The following is a 21,476-nucleotide window of genomic DNA, read 5'->3' as shown; positions in this document are numbered from 1 at the left end:
TCTGTATAATAGCATAGCAGAAGATTGTCTGTTTGGAAATTAAGACAGCCAAAAAAGACGATGCACACACCGCCTACGGAGGTGAGCATGCATCGTCTTACTCGGTGTCTGACAACTACATCCAGGTCAACAAGGAACTGTCGTAGCGAAGCTTTTCGGCACCGGACAAACAGGCTTGCATATTGTGCAGTGGCTCGGGCAGCGTTGGATCGAACTGATGAGCGAGAGCAAAATATTTTTGCGCCTCTTTTACGTCTGCCTGCTTTGCCATCAAACAGCCTAGCGCATTATAGATGACCGCTTTTAGCCCTGGCTGTTCAGTCAGGTGTAGCACCTTTTGAAACTGGCTTATAGCCTCTGCTGGATCATCCAGTTGAAAATGCGCCATTCCCATATAGATGCGACTCTGCCAGCTGTTCGGAAAATGCTGTAGCACCTGCTCAAATTGCTGGATTGCCTCCGGGTACATAAGTAATCGATAATACCCCTGCCCCCGGTCAAATGCCGGTAGCTCCTTTTCAGGCAGCTCAGCGTCAGACATGTCGGCCTCTGCGGAAAAGCCGGCTGCACGCAGGCAAACCATTTTTTCCTCAAAGGCCAGCCACTCATCCATAATTCCGTCACTCATTCTCCGCAGCAGACTCCAGTGCTGTAGCAGCTCCTGTCTGCGGGGGCCCTGGGCTGATGGGTAATGCTTCACGATATCATCTAACATGCTGTTCATTTCTGCGAATACATGCTGGAACATGTGCATCCCGCCCTTACGAAAGATGGATTAATACACTCACATTTTTCGCTTAAAAGACGGGTTTCATCCGCATTCCCATTCATTACATGATCGTTGCGTGTACTTCCTTGCTCATCGTTTGGGCTGGTTTATTATGTTCATCCACAAATACCACAGTTGGTTTGTATGTTTTGGCCTCTTCATTCGACATGGAAGCATAGGAAATAATAATGACTGTATCACCAGGCTGGACCAAACGGGCTGCCGCACCGTTAAGACAAATCACACCGCTCCCACGCGGTCCGGGGATCACATAGGTTTCCAGTCGAGCTCCATTGTTATTGTTTACAATTTGAACCTTTTCATTCTCCAGCAGATCTGATGTCTCCATTAAATCTTCATCTATGGTAATACTGCCCACATAGTTCAGGTTGGCTTCAGTAACCGTCGCGCGGTGAATTTTAGATTTCATCATGGTTCTAAACATGGGAAAGTACCTCCACTTTCTGTATTCTTATATTATCAATCAGTCGGGTATTCCCAAATTTTACGGCTAGCGCAACAATGACATCTTCTTGCACATCACATAGGCGCTGCTCAGGGCGAAGGGGCTCCAGGCCAGGAAATGTTAATATTTCAATGTAGTCAATATCTGCCAAAGGAGATGAGGCGATGGTCGACTCCACCATTTGATGTAACTGCTCAATCGTAATGGTGTTCTGTACAATATCTTCGCTCACTTCTTGCACCTTGCGCAGTGACTGGGACAGCACCAACGCCTGCTCACGCTGTTCCGCACTCAAATATACATTGCGGGAGCTAAGAGCCAAACCATCGGTCTCTCTGACGATAGGACAAGGTATGAGGGTCACATTCATATTCAGATCAGCCACCATTTGTTGAAGCACAGCAACCTGCTGCGCATCCTTCATTCCAAAGAAAGCCAAATCAGGACCTACCATGTTAAACAGCTTAGCTACCACTGTAGTTACACCATCAAAATGGCCAGGACGGGATGCGCCGCACAAGCGGTCTGTCAGAGCGGATACGTGAATTTTAGTTTGAGTTGGCTGCGGATACATTTCTGCTACAGTCGGCATAAATACAATATCCACGCCTTCACGTCGCGCTACTTCCAGATCACGAGCTTCATCGCGAGGATAGCTGTCCAGATCTTCGGTAGGTCCAAATTGAATCGGATTTACGAAAATGCTAAGCACCACCGTATCTGCCATTTCACGCGCCTTTTGCATCAAGCTTGCGTGCCCTTCGTGCAGGTATCCCATGGTTGGTACAAAGCCGACTTTATGTTGCAGTAAAGAGGCAGGATCGTGTAAAGTTTTTGCTCCATTGGCTCCAAGTTGGCGACGTTCGGCAATAACCTTGCGTAGTTGAGCCACTTCTCTTACGATGATCATGACTGAGATTCCACCTTTTCCTTAGCTTGTTCCTGCGCTTGTCCTTTTACCTGTCCGTACAAGGACTCCAGGGACTCCACAACACGGTCATCCGCGCTGAACACATGCTCTGCGGCCGGGAATGCCCGCCCTTTTACATCGCTCACATACTGCTCAATGCTGCTGCGGATCATGCCGCCTACATCTGCATAAGTTTTAACAAAACGTTTGCTGAAATATGGCGATGCATATTGAATCAGATCGTGGTAAACGAGTACTTGACCGTCACAGCCACGTCCTGCACCGATTCCAATGGTTGGAATAGAAAGTTCTTTAGAGATCGCCGTTGCCACTTCCTCAGTCACCAATTCCAAGACAATACCAAAGGCACCCGCCTGCTCTAATGCCTTGGCATCTGCCATCAACTGGCGTGCGTCTGCTTCGTCCTTACCTTGAATGCGATAGCCGCCAATTTGATTAACCGATTGCGGAGTAAGCCCGATATGGCCCAGTACAGGCACACCTGCCTGAACAGTCGCTTTTACGACATCGGCAATCTCAGCTCCGCCCTCCAATTTAACAGCATGCGCATGTCCTTCCTGCATCAGACGGCGGATGCCTTGAAGACTTTCGGATATGCTGCTGTGATATGTCATAAAAGGCATGTCCGCTACGATAAATGTATGCTCAGCGCCTCTTGCGACTGTCCGGGAATGGTACACCATATCATCCAAGGTCACAGGGATGGTTGAATCGTAACCAAGAACTACGTTACCCAGCGAGTCACCCACGAGAATGATATCAATTCCCGCCTCCTCGGCTATTTTAGCCGATGGATAATCATAGGCGGTCAGCATACTGAGCGGAATGCCCTCTTGCTTCATTTTTTTCATTTTTACAATATTCAGTGCTTGTTTTCCTGCCATTGTGAATGGCTCCCTTCCATCTTTTTTTGGCACAAAAAATAACCTTTTATGAACGCCTGTACATCTGCGTCATCAAAAGGTCCGAACAGCCAAAAAAGACACTCATTTTGAGATCGTCCCTTCTGTCTCGGTCCTGTTCGGCTCAGAGCAGAATCCAACGTAACCTTCAAATGAAGTTATGATGGTCTTACAAACTTGCTAAAGTAGAGCAATGTGCCCTTGGAGTGCAGCTCGGACCGTCCGATGCCGCCTCCTGCACAGTATAACAAAAAACACCAGCTTTTTCACGTGAAGTTTTACACAGGAAACAGAAAGATTGTGGTCGTATACTCAGCTAGGGTCGCTTCTACAATTGTATATCCCCTGAAATAACCTGAATCCGCTCACCCTGGTTCGTTTCTATTACGAGCGCTCCTGAAGGGTCCAAGCCAACCGCTGTACCTTCTACCGCTATCCCTTGTCCTGTATGTGCCCGTACGCTGCGGTTCATCGTCACAGATAATGCCTCCCACAGCATGGCTATTGGCTGGAACCCCTGCTCGGCATATAGCTTGCTTAGCAGCTCCATTTCTTCCAAAACAGCAGCAATCAGCGCAGTACGGTCAACTTCAAGCCCTGCCTCTATTTTCAAAGATGTCCCTACATGGGATAACTCTTCCGGATAATCTTCTACATTCAAATTAACGTCGATGCCAATGCCTGCAATGCAATAGCGAACCCTTTGATCCTCTGTTGCAGATTCCAACAGAATACCGGATACTTTGCGACCATGAATCAGCAGATCGTTTGGCCATTTAATGCCTGCCTCCACACCCGTCAGTCGGCGAATAGCCCTACACACCGCCACGCCTGTTAACAGGGTTAGTTGTGGTGTAAAGGCCAAGGGCTGGGCTGGGCGCAATACAATGCTCATCCAGATACCTTTGCCGCGAGGGGAATACCATTTCCGCCCCAGACGTCCCCGACCTGCCGTTTGTTCCTCCGCAAGCACTAACGTTCCCTCCGGCGCACCCTCTTCTGCCAAACGCATTGCATCCTGCTGAGTGGATACCGTTGAGTCCAGAATAACGATACGCTGACCAAACGATTGAGTGGTTAACATACCTGCCAATTTGGAGACTTCTAGCCGGTCTGGCTGAGAAATCAGCCGATACCCCCGACGTGAGGAGGCATCGATATTATAACCCAGTTCACGCAGTTTGTTGATCTGCTTCCATACCGCTGTACGACTAACCGACAGTTGTCGGCTAATTTCCTCCCCGGATACGTAATCGGATGAACCTTCCTCCAGTATGCCTAACAATCTTTCATGATTATTCACTACTCATCACCCGTTTCACTTCCTGAAGCAATGTTTCTGTTTCATTCGGGATATCTCCGCAAGCGACCGCTTGTAAAAGCCGTTCCATCATCTGGCCCAGCCAAGGTCCACCTGGTCGATTCATTGCCTGAACCAGTTCATTTCCAGTAATATTTAAATCTTTGATACGAACGACGACAGCCTGCTGTGTCCACGAGTTAGCCAGTTCGGCAATTTTCTTTACATGCTTTTCTACCCATGGCGGTAATCCACGGAACGAAGAAGGCAGTGTCTTATGAAGCTCCAACCAGTCTGAAGCTGTATCCTTTCCCAGCTTAATTAACAAGCGAATCCAGTTACGACGCAGCACCTCGTCGTTGATAGGGTCAGAATTTCTCGAAACAGAGTTGTCAGCTATGGCAACAGCATGGCTGATGAGTTCGGTCTCCCATTCCAATAAATGAACCAAACGCAAACGTACGGCGTTGGAGAAGGTCCAAGCTCTTAAAAGCTCGTCCGCTGCCTCGGAGCTAAGTCTACAAGACATAAGGAGCAAACCCCACCGCAGCTCTGCTGGCAGCTGCACGATCTCCTTGAGCGCCTGTGCGTCACATTGTTCCCAGGGAACCGGAACTTTTGTACAGCCGAGCAATCCGCTACGACCCAGCATCTCTAACCCACGTAATGGGTCAGGCCCCGCTAGCATCTTTTCTAACTCGACTCGTACCCGTTCCATGGCTATGTGTCGAAGTCCCTCTTTGCGACGGATCATACCTTTCCAGGTATTGTAGGCTACTCGGAACCGAAATACAGAGGCAAAACGGATGCAACGCAGCATTCGTAGCCCGTCTTCCTCAAAGCGTTCCTCGGCTCGTCCCACACAACGAACGAGAGCGGCTCGCAAATCAGCTTCCCCACCAAACGGGTCCACTCGCTCCCCATGTTCAGCCATCGCTATCGCGTTCATCGTGAAGTCCCGCCGCATCAGATCCTCACGGATGTCCTTCACAAAGGATACTTCCGTTGGACGGCGGTGATCGGTATAACCGCTTTCCGTACGAAAAGTGGTCACCTCGAATGCATGACCATCCTGCATGACCGTTACCGTCCCATGCTGGATTCCTGTCGGAATCACATGAGGGAACAGCGCTAAGACCTCTTCAGGCTCAGCCGAAGTGGTCAGATCCATATCATGAATAGCTCGTCCTAATAGCTCATCCCGCACACAGCCACCAACCCAATAAGCTTCGTGGCCAGCTGTGGTTAGTGTATGTATGACCTCTCTGCCGCGAAGAGCCATTTCTGGATCAGCATGTTGCCAAGTATTTGTATTCACAGGGTTTCCCCCTTTGCAAGTATTCAATAAAAAAACGGACGCGAGTCCGCCTCCTTAAACGCTGATCGGTTTAAGATCCGGCACCTCGCGTCCCAACACACGGTAATAGATTTCTTCATATTGACGGGTAATCAGCTCATCGCAGAATACGGTACGTGCGCGTGTCAGGCACGCTTCACGGAAACGTTCCGCCATCGCTTCATCGGACAGCAGTTCTACTGCATAATCCGCCATCGCCTCGGTATTCCCGATTTCAGCAAGATACCCCGTACTTCCATGCACGACAAGTTCAGGTACTCCTCCTGCCTGGGAACCAATTGTTGGTACTCCACAGGCCATGGCTTCCAGTGCAACTAGACCAAAACTTTCTTTCTCCGAGGGAAGCAGCAGCACATCTGCCATAGAAATCACTTCTGCGATTTGATCCTGCTTACCCAAAAAGAAGACTTTGTCCTGCAAGCCTAAACTTTCGATTTTACAACGAATTTTTGGAAGATCCGGTCCTTCTCCCACCAACAGCAGCTTCGCAGGTATCTTTTGTTGCACTCTGTCGAATATATCCAGCACATCCCCCACCCTTTTGACAGGACGGAAATTGGAAATATGCATCATAATTTTTTCGTGCGGTTGGGCAAAATCTCTCCTAAGCGCAGCAGCATCTCGTGGATAATATACTCGTTTATCTACAAAGTTGTAAGTCAAATCAATAGGTCGTGTGATTTCCAACGCATCAATCGTCTCACGAATCAAATCCTTGGAGACCGCTGTCACAGCATCGCTTTTGTTAATAGCCAGTCGAATCAGATCCTTTAATGATTCATCCTGTGCCAACACTGTAATGTCTGTACCGTGCAGGGTGGTCACCACTTTCAAATGATCGCCCACCATTTCCTTCGCTAAATAAGCGCATACTGCATGCGGGACAGCATAATGGACATGGAGTACATCCAAATTCTTCATTTGTGCCACCTGGGCCATTTTTGTCGCTAGCGACAAATCATATGGCGGATATCTAAACACATAATAATCGTTAACCTCAACTTCATGATAAAAAATATTCTTCTGGAACGCCCCGCCTAATCTAAACGGAATGCTATTAGCAATAAAATGGACCTCATGCCCTTTTTCTGCCAGCAACTTACCCAGCTCAGTAGCCACAACGCCAGAGCCACCCAGCGACGGATAACAGGTAATCCCAATTTTCAGTTTGTCATTCAAGCTAAGCTGCCTCCTTCCGTCCATCCGTAATCACTCGTATGCCCATGTATTTCAGCATTCTACAACATGCGTAAGTATAAAATCCTTATTTGAATAGCTTAACCAGATGTGGCGTTTTGGACGCAAATCCTTCTGCATATGAAATCAGCTTACGTTGACCCAACAACGAGTCCCGAGCTTTTACACGTTCCACGTACCCCTGATTCAGTGGTGTGGATACCGTATCCTTCCCAGGCGCTACCTGAAATTGCGAAGCATAACTCAACAACGACTGCTCCTTGGCTTCATAATGCTCAGTAATATCCACGATCAAGTCCGTTCTGCCGATGTCATTAATAAAATAAAAATATAATTGCTCTACCTGTACCGCAGGACTTTCTGACATAAAACGTCTCAACTTGGCGTTAAACACAGCTTCCTCTACTAACTTGCTGCACATGACATGATCGGGATGCCGATCCTCCCAATAAGGGGCAAATACAACTTTTGGTGCATGGCGCCTGATTTCTGCTGTAACTGCAGCTACATGTTCAGGAGTTACATATAACCCACGATCAGGCAGACCCAAATTCGTCCGCACAGCAAGCCCGAGCACTTTCGAAGCGTGTTCAGCTTCTGCCATGCGAGTATCTACATCACCATTAGATGACATTTCAGCCCGTGTCAAATCGCACACCCCCACCTTTAACCCAGCGGCAGTATGCTTGGCAATCGTGCCTCCCATTCCTATTTCTGCATCGTCGGCATGGGCTCCGAAAATCAGGATGTCCAGCGTCATTTTACATCACCCTGCTGGTCAATGCCCGGTTTATATTTATGTACCAGCTCACGCCATGCAAAATCGCCACGATCCAGCGCTTTAACCAGTATTTCAGCAGTTGCAACGTTGGTTGCCAAAGGAATCCCCTGTACATCACACAGACGCAATAATGCGCTAATGTCCGGCTCATGCGGCTGTGCCATGAGTGGATCACGCAAAAATATAATCAAGTCCATATCATTTTGCGCAACCATAGCCCCGATTTGCTGATCTCCACCAAGCGGCCCAGACATGAAGCGGTGAATTTGAAGCTTGGTTTGCTCCATAATGCGCTGACCTGTTGTACCTGTTGAATATAATTGGTGATCTGTAAAAACATGCTCATATGCCGTTATAAAATTAACCATTTCATCCTTTTTGCGATCATGCGCTATAAATGCAATCTTTAACATTCCAAACTCCTCCTGCCTCATTCTATAATTCCATTCATCAATTCATTCGTATATTCTTAATCGATGTAATGCTCAAAACCATATACAAGCCCCGGGTGCTCCATTACCTTCTGGATACCGATTTTAACACCAGGCATATAACCAGCTCGTTCATAGGAGTCCTGACGAATTTTCAGAGATTGTCCAAATCCTCCAAATACGACTTCTTGCTGTGCGAACACACCGGGAAGACGAACACTGTGAATGCGGAAGCCTTGATAGTAACCGCCACGCGATCCTTCTAGCGTTTCTTCCTCTTCCGGGTTGCCTTGTCGTAGCTCCTCACGCTGCTCAGCGATCAGTTCTGCAGTCTTAATGGCTGTGCCTGATGGCGCGTCCAATTTTTGGTCACCATGATATTCGATGATTTCCAGATGCGGGAAATATTTCGCTGCCTGAGCCGCAAACCGCATCATCAAAATGACTCCGATCGAAAAGTTAGGCGCAATCAGACCACCAATTTGTTGCTCACGACACTGCTTGTCCAGTTCATCAATTTGTTCAGGAGTAAACCCTGTCGTACCGATAACCGGACGAACTCCATGCTTAATAGCAAGCGCTGTATGTGCGTACGCGAAGCGCGGCCCCGTAAAGTCGACCATGACATCTGCTCGGCTCTCCAGTAAAGCCTGCTCTACATCCTCCATAATAGCGATACCAGCTTCCGGTAGTCCGACGAGAAGGCCGGCATCACTGCCGGCGTGTGTTCTGTTCACTGCGGCTACAAGCTGTAGTTCCTCATCCTGAAGAACCAATTTGACCACCTCACGGCCCATACGCCCTGCTGCTCCAACGACAGCCACTTTTATTGGTTCTGACATATCCCTACAACTCCTTATGCATCCATTTGTGCTAGATTTGTTCATTCATCTGCTGGCATAATTTCTTCATGAGGTTGGCAAGCTGCACATTGTGAGGAAACAGCGCTGCCGCCTCACGAGCAGCCTGCACAGCCAGCTTATATTCATTCAATTCGTCATAAATCAATGCGAGCAGCAAAAATGCGTCACCACATAGCGGATCAAGAGAAATTGCCCGTTCGAGCAGCAAAATCGCATCCTGGTGCATCTGTGGCGTAGCTCTGTCGACCTCCAGCATTTTTCTGGCCTTTTCTGTATACTGCCTGGCTTCCTGCGCATGCAGATGGAGAACATATTCATCCTGCTGTGGCGCGAGACGAACCGCATGCTCTGCATATGCGAGGGCCTGCTCCAAGCGTCCACTGCGAGCGTAGGTAACCGAGCAACGGAAATAATGCTCCGCATGATCAGGCTGGGCTGAAATCGCTTTTTCAAACCACTCCACCGCCTGCTCAAAATCGTTCTGCAAAATGCACTGATAAGCTTTCTGAACGTATTCCTCCGCCTTCATGACACTGCACCTCCGGGTAACCGGTTTGGTACAGCATATGTACAAAATGCCTAATCGGTGTCCTTTTTGGTCCAGCGATTCGCATCACGCGTGTTAAATTTATGCATAACCTTATCATGTGCCTCGGTCAAATTGATACCTAGTGAGTTCGCAAAGCAAACTGTGATGAACAAGATGTCCCCCAGCTCCAGCTCAATGGAATTGTCCGCCTCATCCGTTTTTTTCGGCTTCTCACCAAAGGAGTGATTGACCTCCCTTGCCAGTTCACCGACTTCCTCGGACATCCGGGCCAACATGGCCAGAGGGCTGAAATACCCTTCTTTAAATTGAGAGATATACTGGTCTACCTCACGTTGAATTTCATCTAACGATTTTTCCATGAAACACGCAATCCCCCCATGTGCAGGTTTATTCATATGTTATCGTAAAGCACATTTTAAAACAAATTTTTTTTAATTGTGAACTTACGATGCCAACTTACAGTCATCTGTCTTTTAAAGCTGCCGCAAAAAGGTATACTAAACATAAGGGCCTGCGATTTAGCAAAAATTTGCATTCAGTCGCTCATCCTTAAACTGCTACTGTGAGGGATCTTATGAAAATATCCAAGTCCATGGAACAGCTTAAATTGATCTTGCCCATCGTATTCGGCACCGCCATCTATGCATTCGGTCTGCTTTATTTTATTATACCCAGTAAACTGATGGAAGGCGGTATTACAGGGATCACCCTGCTGTTAAATTATGCTTTTTCGATTTCACCTTCTCTCTCCACTTTGTTTCTGAACATTCCATTATTTTTAATTGGGTGGAAAATGCTTGGGGGCAAGCAGATTATATATACGGGGGTCGGTATTGGGTCGCTCACATTCTTTCTGTGGTTATTTGAAAAAATGATTCATTTCGGATGGATGGGGACGTTTCAGACTGAACACGATTTTATACTTTCTTCATTATATGCGGGGGTTACGCTGGGGGCCGGGTTAGGTATTGTGTTCCGCTTTGGCGGCACTACTGGCGGCTCGGATATTATCGCTCGTATTTTAAACCGGAAGTTTGGCTGGAGTATGGGAAGGATTATGCTGGTCATTGATATTGTCATTATCGGCGCTTCACTACTTTACATACCCAAAGAAAAAATTCTATATACATTAGTCGCTGTGTTCATTGCGTCCAAAATTATTGATTTTATACAAGAGGGGGCTTATTCCGCCAGAGCTTTTATGATTATCAGCGACCACACGATGGACATTGCAGATATTATTACCAGGGACATGGATCGCGGAGTTACGATTATTCCGGCTGTAGGTGCATTTTCCAAACAGGCCAAGCATGTTGCCTATTGTGTCGTGTCACGTCAGGAAATACGGCGACTGCACCAAATTGTTAAGGCGGTTGATCCACGGGCGTTTATTATCATTCAGGATGTGCATGATGTGCATGGCGAAGGGTTCAAAGAGGAATAGCCCGGTAATCCGGGCAATGGGCTGACATATATGGATGGATCCACAGCCAACGATGCTAATGTTCAAACTTTCATCGTCACCCAATGAAACCAGCCCGATATTTACGATAACCTGCGTAAGCCAGCGCCAGCAGGACAATCATGCCGATGGCCCATTCAGCCCGGCGCTCACTCTCACGCGGGATAAATGGCGCCAGTGCGGTAGCGTCTTTCTCACGTCCAAACAAGGCATTAAACGTCGGGTTGCCTTGGTCCAATGCTCCTCTAATCGCTGAGGCATCTGCATTTTGCTGATCTCCCAATCCTTTGACGTAGGAAATCCAGGAATCAGTCCGCACGACCTCGGTTGTTCTGCCATGGATCAATGCTGCTGTACGAATCGTTTCATAGTGGTCTTCCAGCACTTCGGTACCAGCTTTGAATCCCTTCATGTTCCCTTTAGCAAACTGGTTATTCAAGCCGCTAACATCTTCTCTTAAAATCTTATAATACTGCTGCCATAAGGGCTGGCGCGGGTGCGCAAGCGCATCTGTCGCAAGCCGTAAATTCGCAGCTGCCTTCACCCATTCATCCGGTGATGCTTGAACCGACTGTGTAGCTTGCTGCACCTCCAGAATGCTGCCGGATAGAGCATGAATGGCCTCTACAGATAGCGCTGCCTGCACCTGTCCAGTGCTGAACCATCTGCTCACCTCGGCTACATCCGCGCGTGCTTTTTCAATATTTCCGTCCATTACGTCACGGTACAGTATCGCAGCTGCATGATCCAGTTCTTCAATTTCCTTGGTATTACCTTCGGGTTTTGACTGATCGCGCGCTTCTGCCATACCTGGAGGGACGTAGACGGACAGCAGCAGGACCATGGATAACACAATACTCAAAACCACACGTAACGTAATACGAACCCCCCGACCCCTAATCATGGGACATCCCTCCTCACCTTACTGTATGGCAAGGTTAACGGGACTAGAACTGGCTTTAGGTGAAACGTTAGAAACCGGCTATGCTCTGGACAAAATAGGAAACACAAGTGGATTTTCATTACATCTGTTGGGATGCTTAGTCATATAAAACAGCGTAGTATCTTCCTGCTTCAGCACAGACATTTCGCAGCCGTCCTGTTCTTTTGGTGTAAGCCAAAAACAACCTTTTTCGTATCTTTTTTCATGACTGCCCCTAGAATTTCATCTAAAGAAATGTCACCCGCTCCAAAAATATCGTAACAATTCATCGTATCCCCTTCGAAATCTGCAACAACAATCGTATCGTATTGAGGTATGTGCCAGAACTTGTCTTTAAAAAATAAGGTACTATAAAATAAAACCAACCACTCATTGTTTTCCGCAGAAAAAAGTGAATACGGATTGAAGTCAGCACTCTTCATCTTCAACAACTGCAAATCCGACATTTCTTCTGTATTCAATTTCTCGATCCTTATGTCCAAGCTGTTAGGTGCCTTCCGGCTATATTGATACTCGGGTGCCGAAGCGAAGCCGAATTTAGGATAAAAATCCCTCACACTATCATTTCCAAACAGATAGATACCATCACAATTGCCATGCCAATCTTTCAGCGCTTGCTCTACTAAAAACCGACTCAAACCTTGATTCCTGTAGTTTGCATCCGTCATTACAGTCCCGATCTGAATATATTTTTTCCTCTCGCCTGATACATCAAAGTCCATTAGACTTACAGATACATTGGCCACAACACAATCCGCATCCAAAAGGACATAAGGAATATATCTATCCTCCCAATCCCCCAATTGATACCAGGCTTCAAAGTCAAAGCCAAAACTCTGTTTTGCTAATTCATTAAAACTTGTTTTTATTTTGTGATCATCACGGATGCCCTTTTGGAATACATATTCCTTTTGATTTATAACTATATGCATCTCTATTTCTCCATTCAAAAGACTCAAGCTATATCACGATGAGACGATACCTTTCGATTACGCGCCAACATGGCAAGCCATGCCGCTACAATACTAACAAGGGTCAGCATGTAGGTAAAGACACATACTTGCGGTACATCATCCGTTAGCGTCCTGGGAAGATAAGGGTATATGCCAAAGGTATAATCCATCGTATCATTTAACAAGGTCCACAGTGCGGCTAAGCATAAAGCAATCCATTTGCAGGTAAAAAAACGTACAAACAGTAACGCTTCGACCGCCATTGCCGTGTGAGATGCTATCAGCATCCAATCCTGCCATACCATAGTTCCCCCCTGCGCAACTCCCCACAAAATAATAGCCGAAGCCCAAATGCCGTACTTTACACTCGTGACGACAGCCAACGCTTCCATAATCTGGAGAATGACCTTCAAGCTTTTGAGATGCGGAGGATAGAGCAAAAATGCTATGGAAATTGTAAAAAATAGGCTGGCTGTCGGACTATCAGGCACAAATACAATCTGCCACATCGGGTGATAATTCAGTGTATATTCCAGCTGTCCTCCATACCATATGTACCCATACACCGTTCCAACTAAATTACACCACAACAGCAGCCACAAAAAGGGCCGGCTCGTCAAGAACGACCGGCTCCACAAATAAGATAACGACACGCCCTTCATCCTCCGTTCATACGACAGATACCTTGCACAGGCACTATCTTACAAAGACTATATCATATCCAAGCGTATCAAAAAAACCTGACCGCCGTTACGGGTCAGGTTTGATGATATAATCTCAAACTGGCGCTTGGCCATTTATGACCAACTTAAGCTTACCAAAAGCGTTCTAACTCATTGCTTTCAGCTCATCCGTAAGATGACGAAAAGCTACTTCATCTCCGGAGGCTAACGCCTCATCAATATCCTTGTAAAGTTTTTCACTCCGGTGTTTACGTAATGCCTCGTCCAAAACCATTTCAGCAGACAGGCCCAACATTACCTCATAAGTAACCTTCATTTTATCCATAGGATGCACCTCCAACATGAGTTTAAGAGATCCTATATTCTTTTCCTTTCGCCACATAGCTGAGTGTCGTTCGTGACATCCGCTGCAAATCTGCATCTGTCAATTCGCGCACTACTTTGGCAGGTGTACCGATAGAAAGAGTATAGGGTGGTATTTTGGTATTTTCCGTAACGACCGACCCTGCTCCTATTAAAGCATATTCACCAAGCTCCGCTCCGTTGAGTACAATGGCCCCCATACCAATTAAAGTGCCTTTGCCTATCGTACAACCGTGGATAATGGCAGCATGTCCTACCGAAACATCATTCGCCAGCAGCAGGGGCTGATCCGTGTTCACATGTCCCACGACGCCGTCCTGAATATTGCAGCGTTCACCGATGATGATAGGCGCCATATCCCCGCGCAGTACGGCATTAAACCATACGGAGGACTCTTGGCCGATCGTTACTTTTCCGACAATTTTTGCTCCTTCTGCCACATAGACAGATGAATGGAGCTGTGGCATGTTTCCGTTGTAGTGAATGAGCATCAACTTCACCCTCTCATATTTTGGGTGAAATTCTATCAACATGTGTACTGCTTGTCAATGGAGCCGTATACCCGAGTCGTTTCGCCCAAGGCAGCACTCTCCCGCCAACTTCTGCCCCCAGGCCGTCATTTGTATAGAAGGTCCTGTTGAATGCTCACCTTGTCGAAGCATACCCAAGTGAAGCATCATTCGTATAATCCTCTGATCAAAGACCGAACGGGGGGTATCATAGTAAAACGGTCGGATCAGTGGACCAATATGCACAAAAAGCGACTCCGAGGATGTCCATGGCCTGGCACATTCTCCAATCCAATAGACTAGTGAAAGCAGATTGGGTACGGCTCCTTTATACAATCTTAACCAAAACCTGAATAGCTGTATCATTTCATCCTCAATTGCAAGTTCCTGTTGTGCCTCCCCTTTTGCGGTCAGCTCAACCCGGTCTCCCTTCTCCTCAATATACTTGGAGTGACGGGCGTAATCGTACAGTAATGCCATTCGATCCGGATAAAACTTAAAAGAGGAACCATAGCCAAAACGCCATCCTCCTTTACCCAACAACGGCTCCGCAATGTGCAAATGCTCCATTAGCTGCTGCTGATTGCGACGGTACCAAGCTCCCTCAGGATTAAGCAGAACCTCATGTTGTCTCATATATTGAAGGAAAAGCCGTAAATCCTCCGCCAGTAGATGACCTTCATCCCGGTACGACGACGGTTCGCTTACCCGAGTCATCCCGTTTTGAAAGTCATGTACCATAACACGCCGGAAGCGCTCTTTCATATCCGACGGAATTTGGTACAAATACCTCGTATTGTGCGTCGAACCGTTGAACAACCAGCCGCTAGAACGCAGACGGGTCACAATATCTCGTGGTCGCTCACCAGCATCCTCGTCATTCTCAACCGACTGTTTGGCAATCGCAATCAATTCCTCCATACTGAAATAAGGTCGGTCATCGAACAATAGTGCGTTCAAAAACCTTACCTCTGACAACCTCAGCTCCTTGACCTGCGTCTCAAAGAAACTACTACTGCCGAGCTTTGTCAAAATCCCTTGGATCAACTCATGCTTGGAATTAGGTTTGCAGTCACAATCGTAATACACTGCGATTCTGTTCAAATGCACAATATCCGCAAATGTCAGCATATCCGCCAGATTCATTGTTCCATCGCCTCGTCACTGGACTGTCATCCGGAAATGATTCTTACCTGTTGTACCCACAGCTTTGACGGAATCTTCAGACTCTAAACCTCTTTTTTCGCAAAGGTATAATTAAAAAACAAAAAGACCACGACTCTATGATGAATAGAAGCCGTGGTTTTTCACAAATTATTTAAGTTGCAGTTACTTTTTCTCTTGCAAATGCTTTGTACAATTATACAAAAGCGGTTCCCAGTCCGCATCCTCACGCTGGAGTACACTTAGTGACAAATTGCCAATACGTTCCGTGAATTTTTCCTGATACAGAGCCTTATACAAATTAGCCAAAAAACCGCCGTGGGAAACGACCAGCAGATTCTTGTCCCGATTTTCCGTCCAAAGAGCCTCCATAAAAGCTAGCGCGCGAAGCTGAAGATCTGCATCGCTTTCCTGTCCCAAATCCAGCAGGTGCCAGTCAACTCCCCACTTCTCTTCGCGTTCGTCCTGCGTCATCCCCTCGACCTGACCATAAGCACGCTCTCTTAGTCGATCATCAGGTTCCAGCAACGGCAAATGCAGAGCAGAGGCAATAATATCCCCCGTTTCTTTCGCTCTGGAGAGGCTACTTGTAATAAGCCCGTCCCAATGATAAGGCTCTTCCTTCAATCGTTCTGCCAGCAAGCGTGCCTGCCGACGCCCTTCCTCATTCAACGGAATATCACTGTGGCCCTGGATTTTACCTACCGCATTCCAATCCGTCAATCCATGTCTGATCAAGCCAATAAGCATTGTGTTAGTCCCCCGCTGTTGTGTTATTCAGGCATTATAATGAATTTTATATGGAGCCCATCTGCCGGCTAATTTCTAACTCTTCTCGTCCGATGGATCCAGCCCAGAGAAAATAAAGCAAGCGCAAGTGCCAATACAGACAACAACATCCAGTATTGCGGGTAAGTAGGAACAATGCTTGCAACCAGCGGATCCATAATGCCACTGTTCACATCTTTAATGTGGTATTGATACTGTGGAGATGTACTTGTAGTTTCCAGCAGGCCTGTCGGTAAAATACCCGTGTCCATGACAGGAGCAGCTTGGGGGGGATTTTCCTGAGAGGAGCTTCCATTCCAGTTCAAAAATAAAAAGCTGCACAAGAATACGGCCAAGAAGCCGGCGATCCATACAGACATATACTTACGGGCTGCTGGGTTCACTCGCGCACGTCGATGCTCGCCCGGAACAAGCCACGGTGATTCTTCATAAATTCGATCCATGACTCTACGATTCATTGCCTCTAGCTTATCATCTGTTATTTCAAAGGAAATATCACGAATAGCTGATCGACTTTCTTTTGACAAATTCCAATCATTCTCTTCCGAACCATGCTCCCACCCGGCAGACGAGCTTTTGGCCCGTCTGCGCTCCGAGTCTTGTTTCGATACATTTTTGCCTGTAGCGAACAAATCCTCAGCGTCCCTGGATTTCATTGGCTGCTCATCCCTTCGTTTTCCTCATAGAGAGGCTCAAAAAAATAAGGCTCCAACTGCGTCTTCACACTGGTTCTTGCCCGGAAAAGCAATGACTTCACCGCACTGACCGTCTGTCCTAAAATAGTCGCAATCTCCTGATAATCTAATTGCTCATATTCACGCAAAATCAGCGCAGATCGCTGCTTCTCAGGCAATCTGTTGATTGCTTCACGAACCATCTCTACCTTCTCACCGCGAAGAACAGCCTGCTCCGGAATCACATCCGATGGAGCTACCGGTACATAACCGCTCTCTTCCAATGGAACCTGACCACTACGGTGCTTGCGAAGCTCGCTTAGCACCGTATTGCGTGCAATTGTATATAGCCAAGTGGAGAACGATGCATCTACCTCGCGAAAAGAATGCAGGCTCCGATACGCTTTATAAAACGTCTCCGAGCATAAGTCTTCAGCAATCATTTCCAGGTTCGAACTTTTCAGCATATGATAAACAAAAGCTAAAATTTTACGTTGGTGTCGCCTCATTAATTCTGAATAAACCTCGACATTACCTTGTTTGATTTCCTGAATCATCTGGGAATCTGTCATCATCCGAGTGAGACCCTCCTCGCCCATACATGTGCTGTTTTCCCGTTCGATTCTGTCTATATATACCGAACAGGTCAAAAAAAGTTGCGCCCTCTGCGCAAATGGATGAAACAGCATCATGGAACATTTGTTATTTTCTTACCCTATGTAGTGCCAACATTAACGGTGCTATCCCCAACAATATTCAATATCCAAAATGGACTTACCCATTGTACCACAAAATGGCCGCCAGTAAAAAAGTCCAAAATCCCCACGATTTCCATCAAAGGCTCCCTAACGCTGGCAGCTAATTCATTTAAACAGCTTTTCAATGGATTTTAAGTTTATTCAAGATAAATGACAAACCCAATGAAAGTGCTCCATATAAAGCACCAATAAGGATAATTACACAAAAAAGAAAACGCTTTAAAAAAATATTGACAAAATGAAAACGTATACATATAATAAAAGTACAGTATGGTTTCTCTCCACTCCTATCCTACTCAGCTACTTTACTGAAAGTAGCTACCACCCGGGGCTTTACCCGGGTGGTCTTTTTTTGTTTTCCAATACTCCTCTTTACCTTACTCACCTACCCATATGTGGGTTGATAAAATACATCAATAATTTACTAATTATTTGATTATCCTATTGAAACACATTATTATATAATAAATTTTTTCAATAGGTAGGGGGCAGGTAATGAATAATAAGTGGAACAAGGCTGTATATAAGATTTGGTCTCCAATTTATGATAAGTTTTTCAATTCAGGCAGCTTCCTCAATTCTAGGAAGATCATATTTCAAGAAAAGTCATTTAATAGCGAGCAAAAAATACTTTTTGTAGGTGTAGGAACTGGAGCAGATTTAGAATTAATAAATCACTACGGGCTGGATATTACTGCCATAGATTATTCATCTGAAATGCTTAACAAAGCAAAAGAGAAATTTATTAACACCTCCATAAAATTCTTAGAAATGGATGCTCAACAAATGAATTTTATGGATGAGCAATTTGATATAGTAGTAGGAAGTTTAATTCTCTCAGTAGTACCTAACGCAAATAAATGCTTCGATGAGATGGTGCGGGTTTTGAAAAAAGACGGGGAAATTATTATTTTCGATAAGTTTTCTCCTAAAGGAAAAAAGCCCTCATTATTCAAAAAAACGATAAGACCCGTTATTAAGGTGTTAGGAACCGATATAGGGTTGAATTTTGAAGAACTGTTTGAAACCCAAAAAACAAAACTGCGTATCAAAGAGGATGCACCTATAATGTTTAACGGTATGTATAGAAAGATAGTAATTACAAAATAAGGCGTAGCTTCACCCCCTCTTCAAATAACAAAAAAGCGAGCGAAGAGAACCTTCGCCCGCTTTAGATCTTTTCTTACTACTCACTCCCAGAAAGTGTGGTCCTTTTATGACGGCTGTAGCGTAGAGGTTCATTTGAATCTGGAGAAGCGTAGCGTTCGCCTTTGCCTGCGGATTTCACCTTTGAACATATAATCAGAAAATCCGCAGGCAACAGCGATCGTAAGATCAAATGAATCGCGGAGCGGAGTACCTCTTTAACGAGTACTCATTCTTTCTCACCCCTTCACACCACCACTTTATAGCCCATCGAATCCAGCAAGGTTTTGGCACGTTCCCAATCCTGCTCTTGACGAAAGGAAAGCCGCATGATGCCAGGAACATCCTCCCGGCTTTCAATGATTCGCATATTGCTCAGATTAATGCTGTGATTTCCCAGTTCCATTGCAATTCTTCCGATAATCCCTGGGGTATCCGGTACATCAATATACAGATCAAACGTAGAGACAATAACTCCTTTACGACGCTCTGGCAGTTCACTACGGAAATGCCCAGCTGTCAAAAATTCGTCAGCAATTCCCTCTCCGTCTTGTGTTCTCAGCAAGTGAGTAAAACGCTCAATCTGCCCATTCCACTCTTCCAACAGACCCAGTAAAACATCACGATTACTCAGCAAAATGTCCCGCCACACAACCGGATCACTAGAGGCTATCCGTGTAATATCACGAAATCCACCAGCAGCCAATGTACGGTACAACGGATTTTCATCATTGTGCTTTCGCACCTGATTCACCAGCGCTGCTGCAATAATATGCGGAAGATGACTAATCGCACCGACAATATCATCATGCATATCAGGTTGGACACGCACAACATGAGCACCTGTATATTTCAACAAATGCTCCAGCGAGCTGTATGCTTCCTCAGGCACACCCTCTGCAGGGGAAAGTACATAATATGCGTTTTCAAACAGCAACGCAGAAGCGGCCTTGACACCGGAACGCTCCGAGCCGGCCATCGGATGACCCCCGATAAAATAAGCGTTGCGCAAAGAAATTTCTGATGCTTTTTTGGCAATCGCCGATTTCGTGCTGCCTACGTCGGTAATAATACAACCCGCTTTAAGCGGTAGCTGACTTAACAACTCGAGATAATGCTCCAGTAAACCAACCGGTACACATAAAAAAATAAAATCGGCATCCTTTGCCGCCTCTTCAACCGAAAGAGTCGCAGTGTCTACGACACCACGGCTTAACATCGGTTCCATCAGTTCAGGGAGATGAGCGTGGCCGACCACAGTAATATCCGGTTTCCCTTTAAAACAAAGTGCGAGGGACCCGCCAATCAGTCCCACGCCGAAAATAGCAATCTTCATCTAATATCAAATCCCATCTGCGGAAATTATAGGCGTACTTTCGCCGCTTCCGCCCCTAGGACCTGTTCCAGCGCGCGAATAAACAACTCATTTTGCGGCTGTGATCCAACCGACACCCTAATATAAGTCGGATATTTGTGATGACCTGCGCGAATGATCACACCTTTACGAAGCAACTCCTGAAATACCTCACCGGATGGACGACGTACATCGAGCATAATAAAATTACCATGTGCCGGGAAAGACTCCAGCCCCAGACGTTTCAACTCATTTTGCAAATAAGCTCTACCCTCTGCATTACGATCTCGGCATTCCTGAACAAATTCCTGATCTGCCAAGGCAGCAATGGCCGCGGCCTGTGCTACCCGTGAGGTATTAAATGGTTCACGAACCTGATTGATCAAGCGAATAGTTGACTCGGCTCCCATACCATATCCGATACGTAGCGAAGCCAGACCATAGATTTTGGAGAAGGTACGTAGTACAACCAAATTTTCATAAGCTGACAACAAGCGAATGCCGTCTGGATACGAACGATCTATCACAAACTCAGCGTAGGCTTCATCCAGCACCACCATGATATGCTTGGGTACTTGGTTCAAAAACGCTATCAACTCGGCTTCGGGTACAATCGTTCCTGTTGGGTTATTTGGATTACAGATCCAAATAATTTTTGTACGGTCATTGATATGAGATAGCATGGCATCCAAATCATGCACACCGTCACGCAAAGGCACCTCAACTGCAACTGCTCCCTCAATTTCCACGTTACTTTTATATACGGAAAATGTCTGATCAGCCATGATGCTTTCTTCCCCTGGAAGGAGAAATGCACGCGTAATCAACGCAATAATTTCGTCAGAGCCACAGCCATAGATAAACTGTTCTTCTTTTAAACCCGTCCGTTTAGCTAGTGCTTGTGTCAGAGCAACTGCACTTCCGTCAGGATACACACTGATGTTAGCAAACTCCTGCTGAATGGCCTGCAACACTTTAGGAGAACTGCCATACGGATTCTCGTTTGAGGCGAGCTTGATTACTTCATCGAGTCCCAGCTCACGTTTCACATCCTCAATCGGTTTACCGGGCTGATATACTGGCAAATGTACAATATGCGGTTTAGGTTGCATGCCCCTACCTCCTCTATCC

General features: G+C 46.3%; 25 protein-coding genes. 2 read left to right on the top strand and 23 right to left on the bottom strand.

Annotated elements, in window-relative coordinates; all coding sequences use genetic code 11:
- Positions 1-115 precede the first annotated feature (115 nt).
- The 12 genes from ACXHJ2_RS08710 to ACXHJ2_RS08655 form a co-directional block, all read right to left on the bottom strand.
- On the bottom strand, positions 116-748 hold the full coding sequence (locus ACXHJ2_RS08710; protein WP_165082377.1) for a tetratricopeptide repeat protein: 633 nt from the start codon (positions 746-748) through the stop codon (positions 116-118).
- Between the two features lie 82 nt (positions 749-830).
- On the bottom strand, positions 831-1,214 hold the full coding sequence (panD, locus tag ACXHJ2_RS08705; RefSeq protein WP_025678543.1) for an aspartate 1-decarboxylase: 384 nt from the start codon (positions 1,212-1,214) through the stop codon (positions 831-833).
- Positions 1,207-2,145: a pantoate--beta-alanine ligase gene (gene panC, locus ACXHJ2_RS08700; RefSeq protein ID WP_165082375.1), complete on the bottom strand. Its 939-nt coding sequence runs from the start codon at positions 2,143-2,145 to the stop codon at positions 1,207-1,209. Before panC ends, panD begins: the two co-directional genes overlap by 8 nt.
- Entirely contained in the window at positions 2,142-3,050 is a 909-nt protein-coding gene (gene panB, locus ACXHJ2_RS08695) for a 3-methyl-2-oxobutanoate hydroxymethyltransferase (RefSeq protein ID WP_165082373.1), read from the bottom strand. The genes panC and panB overlap by 4 nt, the downstream gene beginning before the upstream one ends.
- A 346-nt stretch (positions 3,051-3,396) precedes the next feature.
- Positions 3,397-4,371, bottom strand: a complete 975-nt coding sequence (locus ACXHJ2_RS08690; protein ID WP_165082371.1) for a biotin--[acetyl-CoA-carboxylase] ligase — start codon at positions 4,369-4,371, stop codon at positions 3,397-3,399.
- Positions 4,364-5,686: a CCA tRNA nucleotidyltransferase gene (locus tag ACXHJ2_RS08685; protein WP_165082369.1), complete on the bottom strand. Its 1,323-nt coding sequence runs from the start codon at positions 5,684-5,686 to the stop codon at positions 4,364-4,366. Before ACXHJ2_RS08685 ends, ACXHJ2_RS08690 begins: the two co-directional genes overlap by 8 nt.
- A gap of 54 nt (positions 5,687-5,740) precedes the next feature.
- Positions 5,741-6,904, bottom strand: coding sequence for an N-acetyl-alpha-D-glucosaminyl L-malate synthase BshA (gene bshA, locus ACXHJ2_RS08680; protein ID WP_013371646.1), 1,164 nt, complete (start codon positions 6,902-6,904; stop codon positions 5,741-5,743).
- Between the two features lie 85 nt (positions 6,905-6,989).
- Complete coding sequence (bshB1, locus tag ACXHJ2_RS08675) at positions 6,990-7,682, bottom strand: bacillithiol biosynthesis deacetylase BshB1 (protein ID WP_165082367.1); 693 nt, start codon at positions 7,680-7,682, stop codon at positions 6,990-6,992.
- A complete protein-coding gene (mgsA, locus tag ACXHJ2_RS08670) occupies positions 7,679-8,116 on the bottom strand; it encodes a methylglyoxal synthase (protein WP_013371648.1) in 438 nt (145 codons plus the stop codon). Before mgsA ends, bshB1 begins: the two co-directional genes overlap by 4 nt.
- 56 nt (positions 8,117-8,172) lie before the next feature.
- A complete protein-coding gene (gene dapB / locus ACXHJ2_RS08665; protein WP_013371649.1) occupies positions 8,173-8,976 on the bottom strand; it encodes a 4-hydroxy-tetrahydrodipicolinate reductase in 804 nt (267 codons plus the stop codon).
- Between the two features lie 31 nt (positions 8,977-9,007).
- Entirely contained in the window at positions 9,008-9,526 is a 519-nt protein-coding gene (locus tag ACXHJ2_RS08660) for a tetratricopeptide repeat protein (protein ID WP_058829724.1), read from the bottom strand.
- A 50-nt stretch (positions 9,527-9,576) separates the two neighbouring features.
- Entirely contained in the window at positions 9,577-9,906 is a 330-nt protein-coding gene (locus ACXHJ2_RS08655) for a nucleotide pyrophosphohydrolase (RefSeq protein WP_007430805.1), read from the bottom strand.
- 215 nt (positions 9,907-10,121) lie between these two features.
- Here ACXHJ2_RS08655 and ACXHJ2_RS08650 point away from each other — a divergent pair, with 215 nt between their 5' ends.
- Positions 10,122-10,991 carry a YitT family protein gene (locus ACXHJ2_RS08650; RefSeq protein ID WP_165082365.1) on the top strand — a complete coding sequence of 290 codons (870 nt, stop codon included), beginning with the start codon at positions 10,122-10,124 and terminating at the stop codon, positions 10,989-10,991.
- A gap of 76 nt (positions 10,992-11,067) precedes the next feature.
- On the opposite strand, the gene ACXHJ2_RS08645 is transcribed toward ACXHJ2_RS08650, so the two are convergent.
- From ACXHJ2_RS08645 to ACXHJ2_RS08605, 9 genes are all read right to left on the bottom strand, one after another.
- A complete protein-coding gene (locus ACXHJ2_RS08645) occupies positions 11,068-11,913 on the bottom strand; it encodes a sporulation protein YpjB (RefSeq protein WP_165082363.1) in 846 nt (281 codons plus the stop codon).
- A 170-nt stretch (positions 11,914-12,083) separates the two neighbouring features.
- Positions 12,084-12,884 carry a GNAT family N-acetyltransferase gene (locus ACXHJ2_RS08640; protein ID WP_238791078.1) on the bottom strand — a complete coding sequence of 267 codons (801 nt, stop codon included), beginning with the start codon at positions 12,882-12,884 and terminating at the stop codon, positions 12,084-12,086.
- A gap of 23 nt (positions 12,885-12,907) precedes the next feature.
- A complete protein-coding gene (locus tag ACXHJ2_RS08635) occupies positions 12,908-13,558 on the bottom strand; it encodes a DUF1405 domain-containing protein (RefSeq protein WP_165082361.1) in 651 nt (216 codons plus the stop codon).
- Positions 13,559-13,733: 175 nt separating this feature from the next.
- Positions 13,734-13,913 (bottom strand): IDEAL domain-containing protein, encoded by a 180-nt coding sequence (locus tag ACXHJ2_RS08630; protein ID WP_013371655.1) that lies wholly within the window; start codon positions 13,911-13,913, stop codon positions 13,734-13,736.
- A 22-nt stretch (positions 13,914-13,935) separates the two neighbouring features.
- A complete protein-coding gene (locus ACXHJ2_RS08625; protein WP_058829726.1) occupies positions 13,936-14,442 on the bottom strand; it encodes a gamma carbonic anhydrase family protein in 507 nt (168 codons plus the stop codon).
- 54 nt (positions 14,443-14,496) lie between these two features.
- Positions 14,497-15,606 carry a hypothetical protein gene (locus tag ACXHJ2_RS08620; protein WP_165082359.1) on the bottom strand — a complete coding sequence of 370 codons (1,110 nt, stop codon included), beginning with the start codon at positions 15,604-15,606 and terminating at the stop codon, positions 14,497-14,499.
- 183 nt (positions 15,607-15,789) lie between these two features.
- A complete protein-coding gene (locus tag ACXHJ2_RS08615) occupies positions 15,790-16,374 on the bottom strand; it encodes a histidine phosphatase family protein (RefSeq protein WP_165082357.1) in 585 nt (194 codons plus the stop codon).
- Positions 16,375-16,442: 68 nt separating this feature from the next.
- Positions 16,443-17,069 carry a hypothetical protein gene (locus ACXHJ2_RS08610; RefSeq protein ID WP_013371659.1) on the bottom strand — a complete coding sequence of 209 codons (627 nt, stop codon included), beginning with the start codon at positions 17,067-17,069 and terminating at the stop codon, positions 16,443-16,445.
- Complete coding sequence (locus tag ACXHJ2_RS08605; protein ID WP_013310707.1) at positions 17,066-17,662, bottom strand: RNA polymerase sigma factor; 597 nt, start codon at positions 17,660-17,662, stop codon at positions 17,066-17,068. The genes ACXHJ2_RS08610 and ACXHJ2_RS08605 overlap by 4 nt, the downstream gene beginning before the upstream one ends.
- A 678-nt stretch (positions 17,663-18,340) precedes the next feature.
- Here ACXHJ2_RS08605 and ACXHJ2_RS08600 point away from each other — a divergent pair.
- A complete protein-coding gene (locus tag ACXHJ2_RS08600; protein ID WP_090738869.1) occupies positions 18,341-18,955 on the top strand; it encodes a class I SAM-dependent methyltransferase in 615 nt (204 codons plus the stop codon).
- Between the two features lie 283 nt (positions 18,956-19,238).
- Here ACXHJ2_RS08600 and ACXHJ2_RS08595 read toward each other — a convergent pair whose 3' ends face one another.
- Positions 19,239-20,327: a prephenate dehydrogenase gene (locus tag ACXHJ2_RS08595; protein WP_013371662.1), complete on the bottom strand. Its 1,089-nt coding sequence runs from the start codon at positions 20,325-20,327 to the stop codon at positions 19,239-19,241.
- A gap of 26 nt (positions 20,328-20,353) precedes the next feature.
- Entirely contained in the window at positions 20,354-21,457 is a 1,104-nt protein-coding gene (gene hisC, locus ACXHJ2_RS08590; RefSeq protein WP_165082355.1) for a histidinol-phosphate transaminase, read from the bottom strand.
- Between the last annotated feature and the right edge of the window lie 19 nt (positions 21,458-21,476).

The sequence above is a fragment of the Paenibacillus sp. ALE3 genome (assembly GCF_054113405.1).
Note: the sequence above shows the minus strand (reverse complement) of the source record. Positions and strands in the feature narration are given on the sequence as shown.